The 8759-nt window shown below is 60.1% G+C and carries 9 protein-coding genes; 2 read left to right on the forward strand and 7 right to left on the reverse strand.

The window, feature by feature from the left end; translation table 11 throughout:
* Positions 1–86 precede the first annotated feature (86 nt).
* Together F8J34_RS03855 and cysS are read right to left on the reverse strand one after the other, a co-directional pair.
* Positions 87–752: an endonuclease III domain-containing protein gene (locus tag F8J34_RS03855; RefSeq protein WP_297056687.1), complete on the reverse strand. Its 666-nt coding sequence runs from the start codon at positions 750–752 to the stop codon at positions 87–89.
* Positions 745–3078 (reverse strand): cysteine--tRNA ligase, encoded by a 2334-nt coding sequence (gene cysS / locus F8J34_RS03860; RefSeq protein WP_297056688.1) that lies wholly within the window; start codon positions 3076–3078, stop codon positions 745–747. The genes F8J34_RS03855 and cysS overlap by 8 nt, the downstream gene beginning before the upstream one ends.
* Before the next feature lie 17 nt (positions 3079–3095).
* On the opposite strand from cysS, the gene F8J34_RS03865 reads away from it, so the two are divergent.
* Entirely contained in the window at positions 3096–3998 is a 903-nt protein-coding gene (locus F8J34_RS03865; RefSeq protein ID WP_297056689.1) for a L,D-transpeptidase family protein, read from the forward strand.
* Between the two features lie 18 nt (positions 3999–4016).
* Here the strand turns inward: F8J34_RS03865 and F8J34_RS03870 are convergent, their stop codons facing one another.
* The 5 genes from F8J34_RS03870 to F8J34_RS03890 are packed head-to-tail and all read right to left on the reverse strand — an operon-like array spanning position 4017 to position 8369.
* Entirely contained in the window at positions 4017–4346 is a 330-nt protein-coding gene (locus tag F8J34_RS03870; RefSeq protein WP_297056690.1) for a hypothetical protein, read from the reverse strand.
* A gap of 48 nt (positions 4347–4394) precedes the next feature.
* Positions 4395–5084, reverse strand: a complete 690-nt coding sequence (gene ispD / locus F8J34_RS03875) for a 2-C-methyl-D-erythritol 4-phosphate cytidylyltransferase (RefSeq protein WP_297056691.1) — start codon at positions 5082–5084, stop codon at positions 4395–4397.
* The gene (locus tag F8J34_RS03880) at positions 5069–5719 is read right to left on the reverse strand and encodes an endonuclease V (protein ID WP_297056692.1); all 651 of its coding nucleotides are present in this window, start codon (positions 5717–5719) and stop codon (positions 5069–5071) included. Before F8J34_RS03880 ends, ispD begins: the two co-directional genes overlap by 16 nt.
* Before the next feature lie 11 nt (positions 5720–5730).
* On the reverse strand, positions 5731–7125 hold the full coding sequence (locus F8J34_RS03885; protein WP_297056693.1) for a Mur ligase family protein: 1395 nt from the start codon (positions 7123–7125) through the stop codon (positions 5731–5733).
* A 5-nt stretch (positions 7126–7130) separates the two neighbouring features.
* Positions 7131–8369 (reverse strand): HDOD domain-containing protein, encoded by a 1239-nt coding sequence (locus tag F8J34_RS03890; protein WP_297056694.1) that lies wholly within the window; start codon positions 8367–8369, stop codon positions 7131–7133.
* A gap of 59 nt (positions 8370–8428) precedes the next feature.
* Between F8J34_RS03890 and ispF the strand changes: the two genes are divergently transcribed.
* On the forward strand, positions 8429–8759 hold a 331-nt coding region (gene ispF, locus F8J34_RS03895; protein ID WP_297056695.1), incomplete at its 3' end, for a 2-C-methyl-D-erythritol 2,4-cyclodiphosphate synthase.

Consider the following 8759-nt stretch of genomic DNA (forward strand, 5'->3'; position numbering starts at 1 on the left):
CCGCTTCTTTACATCGGGAAAGAATAACCTTGGCTGCAAGATCATAATGCATTTTGTGAAATTATAGTCTTTAAACGCCCGATCTTTCAAGCCGAAAATTCGTCAAGGTCCCGGAGGGGGCAGTCCGGGCAGAGGGGTTTTTTCGGGCGGCAGAGGTGTTTGCCGCAAGCCACAAGCAGGGCGTGATATTCGTTAAAGAGCGGGACCTCCGGCGGAAGGTTTTCCATGAAAAGCTCCTGGATCTCGTGATAATCGGCCTCTTCGGTCACGAGCCCGTGACGAAGGAGGATGCGCCGGGTGTAGGCGTCAACCACAAAGACCGGGCGCTCAAGGGCGTAAAGGAGGATGCTGTCTGCGGTCTCCGGGCCGATCCCGGGAAGACTCAAAAGTTCCCGGCGAAGTTCTTCGGTTTCTTTCTCGTAAAGCTTCTCGAGCCTTCCCCCGTAATTTTCCACGAGCCAGCGCACGAAGGCCTTAAGCCTCCGGGCCTTGACGCGAAAATAGCCCGCGGGTCGAATAAAGGCCGCAAGTTCCCCCTCGGTAAGTTCGTTTAAGGCCTCCGGGGAAAGGAGCCCGCGGGCCTTAAGATTCTCTATGGCCCGTTCCACGTTGCGCCAGTTGGTGTTCTGGGTGAGGATGGCCCCCACGCAGACTTCAAAGGGAGTCTCGGCCGGCCACCAGTTCTGGGGGCCGAAGTGCGCATAAAGCCGCTCGTAGATCTCCTTAAGGACCCCCTGATAGAAACTACTCATAAGGGAGACGAAAGGCCCGGGTCCCCCGGGGAGTGTCAACCAGGATAATCCCCTCCCGGGAAAGCTCCTCCCGGATACGGTCCGCGGCGGCGTAGTCTCCCCGGCCTCGGGCCGCCTCGCGTTCGGCGATTCTTTCCTTCACCGCCCCCTCGGAGACCTCCTCCGGAAAATCAAGCACGCAGAGGACCTCATTTATGCGGGAGAAAAGCGCAAGGGCCTCCTCCTTAAGCGTTGGCGGAAGCCCCTTCTCCACCACGAAGGGATACCAGCGTCGGGAAAAACGGAAGAGCTCGGCGATCACCTGGGGAGTGTTGAGATCGTCGTTCATGGCGTTTTCAAAGCCCTCGCGAAGCTCGGAAAGAGCGGCTTCCGCCTCGGCCGCGGCCTCCCCCTCCGGGGCCGAGGAAAGGAGCCCCAGGAAGAGGGTAAGGTTTGAGAGGGCCTTCCGGGCCTCGGCAAGGGCCTTGAAACTGAAGTTTAAGGGCTTCCGGTAGTGGGTGCGCAGGAGGAAAAAGCGGATCTCGCGGCCGGAAAAGCCGGCCTTCCGCAGATCGGAAAGCGTTACCTCGTTTCCTGCCGAAACCGACATCTTGCGCCCCTCAACCAGCACCAGGGCCGAATGCAGCCAGTAGCGGCAGAGTTCCTTTCCGGTCAGGGCCTTGGCGATGGCCCGCTCATTTTCATGATGCGGAAAAAGAAGATCCGTCCCGCTGGTGTGGATATCAAAGTTCTCCCCGAGATACTTGAGGGCCAGGGCCGCACACTGGATGTGCCAGCCCGGACGCACCTTGCCCCATTCGGAGTCCACGAAATAGCCCTGCTTGAGCTCCGTGATGCTTACCCGCTTAAAGAGGGTGAAGTCCGCCGGGGCGTCCTTTTCGTATTCGTCAAGATCCACGGTGGCCCCGGCCTTAAGCCGGGAAAGATCCACCCCGGAGAGCCGGCCGTAGTCCGGAAGCTTGGAGACATCAAAATAGACCGAGGAATACCTCTCATAGGCGAGGCCTTTGGCCAGGAGCTTCCGGGTGAGGTCAAGCATATCGTCTAAGTGTTCGCTTACCCGGGGGTAGTGGGTGGCGGGTTTTATGCGGAGGAAGGCGAGATCCTCAAGAAACTCCCGGGCGAGTTCCTCGGTGAGTTCCTTAAGCGGGCGGCCGGTCTCTTCGGCGGCGGAAAGGATTTTATCGTCAAAATCGGTAAGGTTCACCACGTGGATAACCTCAAAGCCCCGGGCCTCAAGCCAGCGGCGAAGAAGGTCGGCGGTGAGCATCCGGCGATAGAGCCCCAGGTGCGGCCGCCGGTTAAGGGTGGGGCCGCAGGTATAGATCCGGACCCTTCCGGGTTCAAGGGGCTCAAAGACCTCCTTGCGTCCCGTAAGGGTGTTGGTAAGGCGAAAGTCCTCCCGTTTCGGCGGCTCGGGGAAGACCCAGAGGGGCGTGGAAAGATAGCGTTCGCCCCCGTCGGGGAAGATGACCACGATGAGGCCTTCCTCTATCTCCCGGGCGACCTTCAAGGCCCCGGCGAGCGCCGCCCCGGAACTCATCCCTACAAAGATCCCCTCCTCCCGGGCCAGACGCCGGCAAAGCTCGTAGGCCTCCTCGTCGTCGGCGTTCACCACCGCATGGGGAAGCCTCCGATCGTAGATTCCCGGGGGGTAGGATTCCTTCATGTTTTTTAAACCCTGGATTTTGTGCCCCGGAACCGGTTCCACCCCGATGACCCTCACCTCCGGGGCCTTTTCCCGGAAGAAGCGGGCCAGCCCCATGAGGGTCCCGGTGGTGCCCATGGAGGCCACCACATGGGTGACACGCCCCTCGGTGTCGCGCCAGATCTCCGGGGCCGTGGTCCGGTAGTGCATCTTCCAGTTGGCCGGATTGTTGAACTGGTCGGGGTTGTAGTATTTGTCCGGATGCTGGCGCGCAAGCTCATAAATCACTTCGATGGCCCCGTCGGTCCCCTTTTCGGCCGGAGTGAGGAGGATCTCCGCCCCGTAGGCCTGCATGATCTTGCGCCGTTCGATGGAGGCCGACTCCGGCATGGCGATGAGACACCGGTAGCCCTTCACCGCGCAGACCATGGCCAGCCCGATCCCGGTGTTTCCGCTTGAGGCCTCGGCCACGATCTTTCCCGGGGTAAGAAGCCCCCTTTCCTCGGCGTCCTCGATCATGGAAAGGGCGATGCGGTCCTTGACCGACCCCCCGGGATTGAAGCTCTCAAGCTTGGCCCAGATCTCCACCCGGGGCTTCACCCGTATGCGCCGGAGCGGAACCAGCGGGGTGTTCCCGATGAGGGAAAGTATGTTTGCGGGTTTGCGGGAGGATTTCATAGTTTAAAATCTCTAACATGAAATCCTTTACCTGCCTACTCGCCTTGCTGCTCCTGGTTCTCCTCCCTTTTCCGGGCTGGAGCCTGGACCGCTTCGTGATCCGGAACCAACAGAGTGTCTTCGGAGAGATCCTTTATTACACCCTTTCCGGCAACGAAACCCTGCTCGACGTGGCCCGACACTACGACCTGGGTTACAACCAGATCGTGCTGGCCAATCCCGGGGTGGATCCCTGGCTACCCCCGGCAGGCCGACAGATCCTCATCCCCAAGATGTTCGTACTTCCCCGACAACCTCACACCGGGATCCTGGTCAATCTCCCGGAGATGCGGCTTTATTATTTTCGCACCGAGGCCGGGCAACCGGTGGTCTATACGGCCCCCATTGGCATCGGCACCGAGGGACGGCTCACCACCGAGGGGGTTTATCTGGTCTATCGGAAAAAGGAACACCCCTACTGGCACGTGCCGGAATCCATCCGGGAGGAAGACCCCACCCTTCCGGAGGTGGTTCCTCCGGGCCCGGACAATCCCCTGGGGGACTATGCCCTCTATCTCTCCCGGGGGGCCTACGCCATCCACGGGACCAACAAACCCTGGGGGATCGGCCGCCGGGTAAGCCACGGCTGTATCCGGCTCTATCCCGAGGACATCGCCGCCCTCTTTCCGCTGGTTCCGGTGGGGACCCCGGTGCGGGTACTCTATCAACCCTATAAACTGGGAGTGCGGGGAAAAGAAATCTATCTCCAGGTCTTCCCGGATCTGGAGAAAAGGATTTCTTCTCCGTTGCTGGAGGTCCTACGTCTGGCTTCCGAACTGGAGGAAGAAACCGGCCGGGATCTCTATCTGGATTTATTTAAGGTTCATCGGGTATTAGCCCGACCGGACGGGGTTCCCCACCGGGTGGGTACGGCCCGGTAAGGAACCCCTTAGGGAATCCTATTTACGCAGGGATTTTTCGAAGATCCTTTCCATCTTGGTGGCGGCGGCACTGGCCTTTTCCGCAGCCTGAGCCGCGCGGGTGGCTGCGGCATCGGCCTCGCGAGCCGCGACAGTGGCCTGTTTGGCAGCGGCCTCGATCCGGGCCAGCTCGGCTTCCACCTGAGCCTGGGCCTTCTTGGCCTCCTCGGCTGCAGCCTGCGCCTGTTTCGAAGCCTCTATAGCCTGCTGAATAAGATCGCGATCTTTCTTGGAAAGACCGCAACCCACCGGAAGTACCAGCATAGAGGCCAGCCCCAACATAGCCAGTCCTTTTTTCAAAGCCTTCATCGCCGACCCTCCTTGTCTTCAAAAATTTGCGGGATTTCCTTTATAACCTCACACCTTACCCGGTTTGTCAAGCCTTAAATATATTTCGGCCATCCTAAAATCCTCCGGATAGGTTATTTTGAGGTTGGTGTTCTCTCCCCGCACCACCCGGACCTCAAACCCCGCTGCCTCAAGGAGGGCGGCTTCATCGGTGAACATCCTTTGGCCTGCCAGCCGATAGGCCTCCTCCAGCCATTCCCTTCGGGCCCCCTGCGGGGTCTGGGCCAGCCAGAGCCCCTCCCGGGGAACGGTGCGTTCCACCCTGCCCTCCCGCACCAGTTTCACCGTATCCCGCACCGGGACAGCACAGAGCACCGCTCCGTATCTCTCGAGAGCCTGAAGGACCCGGGAAACCAGCTCCCGGGAGATAAGGGGACGGGCGGCATCGTGGACCAGGACCGTGTCTATCCCCGCCGAAAGCGCCCTTAAAGCCCGTTCCACCGAAGCCTGGCGGGTATCCCCCCCGCAAACCACCTCCTTGACCTTGAACAGTCCCAGATCCCTTACCTGAGCCAGGACCCTTGTCTCCCAGCCCGGAGGAACCGCCAGCACGATCTCCTCCACCCGGGGATGGTCCTCAAACACCCGGAGGGAATGGAGATAGACCGGTACCCCGGCCAGTTCCAGGAACTGTTTGGGGATCCGGTGACCCATTCTCTCGCCGCGACCGGCGGCGGCCAGAATCACTCCCACCCGCATTTTCGGGCCCTCGTGGCGCATAGATGGGCCCGCCGCACGGGCTCGGGCAAACGATACCCGCGACAGGCCGCAAGCACCAGGTCCGCCGCTTCCTCGGGGCTCAATCCATGCCCCGGTGAGACATAAACCGGTTTCACCCCGGCTCGGGTCCGCACCACATACCCCACCACCTCTCCTTCCAGAAGAATAGGCGACCGCGCTCCGGCCTCCGGGCCCGGGGGCTCAAAATCTCCCACCAGGGGTTTCTTGGCGCATCCCACCGTAGGGAGCCCCAGCTCCACCCCCAGATGCACGGCCAATCCGCAACGACGCGGATGGGCCCGTCCCTGACCATCCACAAAGATGAGATCCGGAATCCGCGAAAGACGGGAAAGAACCGCCACCAGAAGGGGCACCTCCCGAAAGGAAAGATATCCGGGTACATAGGGAAAGGAAACCGTAAGCTCCAGCACCCGTTCCTCCACCACCTCCAGCCCGGGCCAGGAGAGCAGCACCGCCGCCGGAAAGGCCCGGTTTCTCCCCGGGAGGTAGGCCACATCCACCCCGGCGACCAGCCGCACAGGCCCTCCCAGGGGACCTGAGGAGGCCCGGCGGGCCAGTTCTACCTGGAGCTTTTTTAACCCTTCCAGATCCAAAACGCCCTTCCTCAAAGTCCCCGGTCCCGGAGTCCGCGGATCAGGCGGGTATAGACCGAACCAAAGGAGGCACTGGACATGAATACCACCAGGTCTCCGGGGGTTGCCTCGGAGGCCAGCCTTTCGGCCGGAATCTCCTCCACCACCTCCGCCGGGACCCCCCGACGGAAGATCTCCTGCCCCAGCGCCGGGAGATCCATCCTCTCCTCCGGAGGGATACGGGCAAGACCCGGGGGTTGTTTTATCCATACCCGATCGGCCAGGGAAAGACTCTCCGCATAGGAGTGAAAAAAGACCCGACGTTTACTGGTGTTGGTGCGGGGCTCGAAACAGAGGAGGACTCTTCGCGGGGAAAAAGCCTGCCTCAGGGCCGAAAGGGTGACCCGCACCGCGGTGGGATGATGGGCAAAGTCGTCCACCACCAGGACCTGACCCCGGTAGAGGACCTCCTGCCGCCGCGAAACCCCGGGAAAGGTGGAAAGGGCCCGGGAGACGGCCCCGGACGAAAACCCCAGTTCCCGCAAGAGGGCCAGGACCGCAAGCGCGTTAAGGGCGTTGTGTTCCCCCAAAAGGGGAAGCAGGAGTTCTTCCTCCCCCTCCGGAGTCCGGATCCTCATGCGGGTACCCTGCGGGGAAAATTCCAGGTCCTTTAAACGGTAAAGGCTTCCCGGGGATCTTCCGTAGGGAATGAGACGGGCCGAACTCTTTTCCGCCACCCTCCGGGCCCCGGGATCATCGGCACAGAAGACAAGCAGTCCTTCCGGAGGAATGAGGGAAACGAACCTTTCAAAGGCCGCAAAAAGGTCTTCGACCTCCGGATAGATATCCGCATGGTCGTATTCCACGGAGGTGAGGATGGCCGCCTCCGGGTGGTAGTGCCAGAACTTGGGGGTCTTATCGAAAAAGGCCGAATCGTACTCGTCCCCTTCAAGCACCACAAAGGGCCCCTCTCCCCAGCGGAAGTTGAGTCCCCGGTCGCGCAGGATACCCCCCACAAGGAAGGTGGGATCGGTCTTGAGGATCTCAAGCGCCCAGGCGAGAAGCGCCGTGGTGGTGGTCTTTCCATGGGTTCCGGCCACCACCAGGGAACGTTTCCCCGGAAGGATCCATTCCTCAAGGGCCGAGGGAAGGGAATAGAGAGGAAGACCGGCCTCCTTTGCGGCCCGGGCCTCAGGGTTTTCCGCTCGGATAGCGTTTCCCACCACCACGGCCTGGGGGCGCAGACGGGAGAGGTTCTCGGGATCAAACCCTATGAGGGGTTCAAGCCCCAGGGAGGAGAGTACCTCTCTGGCCGGGGAATAAGGGGGGGCGGCCTCGCTTCCGCTCACCCTGAACCCCCGGGCCTTGAGCAGCCCGGCAAGCGCCGCCATCCCTATTCCCCCGATACCCAGAAGGTGGACCGCCATTCCTCTCATAAGCCCGTGCTCATTACCCGGTGAGCAAAGCTCAGCGCCTCGGAATATAATCGCGGCAACACGGAATCGTCAAAAAGTCCCGCCCGGCGGGCCTCCTCCTGAAGGGCGGCCCATTCCCCTCTTTCGTAGGCCACCACCATCCGCAAAAGCGGGGTAAAGGGGCCGGGACGGTCCAGCAGGGCCTCCTTGATGGAATCCTCCAGGGGCAGATCCTTCACGATCTCCTCCATGGGCTGATCCAGCATGGCCTCAAGTAAGGAAAGAAGCCCCACGGTAAAGGCCTCCTCCCCGTCCTCACGAAGGCCCAGTTTCTCAGCCAGCAGTTCCATAAAACGGGCCCGCACCAGAGAGTTTATGACCAGCTCCGGAGGACGATCCGCAGCCAGGATATGAAGGGTAATGAGCGAGGCCCATTTCTTAAGCCCCTGAATCCCCAGGAGTACCGCGGCATGTTTCACCGATTTTACCTTGGCCAGGAGACCGAAAAAGGCCGAATTGATAAACTTGAGAAGCCTCAGGGAAAGCACCGCGTCCGAACTTATAATCTGGACGATCTCCTCCAGCTGGTCCCCCACTCCGTAGAGGAACTTGAGTAAGCGAAAATAATGGAACTTGGAGACCGGCATCTCCCGGGAGGAAAGGACCTGGGGACGGGCAAAATAAAAGCCCTGAAAATAACGAAAACCCAGCGAGACCGCCCATTCGAACTCCTCCTGGGTCTCCACCTTTTCCGCCACCAGCCGGTGCGTATCGCCCAGTTCCTTCACCAGGCGTTCTATTTCCTCCGGAGGGGTCTCCCGAAAGTCTATCTTCACAAAATCCGCATAAGGTAAAAACACCCTCAGGGCGGAGTCCTCCCGGAAGTCGTCCAGGGCTATAGAGTACCCTTTTTCTCTGACTTCCCGTACCACCGTAAGAAGCGAATCGCTCACCTGGATGGTCTCCAGAAGTTCCACCACCAGTCTTTCCGGAGGAAAGGCAAAGAGTACTCTCGAAAGAAGAAGATTGGCGGTAAAATTGATGAATACCCGCCGACCGAAGGCGATCCGGTTCAGCCCGAAATGAAGAAAGGAATGCACCAGAACATATCTCGAGGCCAGGTCTTCGTCCAGCTCGATCAGAATAAAACGATTTTCCGGGGTTTCACGGTAAAGAAGTTCATAGGCATAGGTCTGACCCTTCCTATCCAGGATAGGCTGACGAGCTATAAAGATTTGCGAAACCGAAGTATCCATCTAGGAATTTATAAGCTATATTTTGAAATATACAATATTAAATCCTCTTCTGACAAGATATGCGGGTAGGATTGGGGTTCGATTCTCACCGGCTGGTTTCGGGAAGAAGGCTCCTCCTCTGCGGGGTGGAGATCCCGCACGAGAAGGGACTTTTCGGGCACTCCGATGCCGATGTCGCGCTTCACGCCCTCTGCGACGCCATCCTCGGAGCCGCAGGGCTTCCGGATCTGGGGGTCCTCTTTCCGGACACCGATCCCCGCTTCCAGGGCGCCGAAAGCACCCTCTTCCTGCGCGAGGTCTTAAGACTCATTCGGGAGAAAGGGCTTTCCGTCTATCAGGTGGATCTGGTGCTCGTCCTTTCCGAACCGAAGATCGCTCCCCATCGGGAAC

This window comes from Thermosulfurimonas sp. (genome assembly GCF_015491435.1).
Taxonomy (GTDB): domain Bacteria; phylum Desulfobacterota; class Thermodesulfobacteria; order Thermodesulfobacteriales; family Thermodesulfobacteriaceae; genus Thermosulfurimonas_A.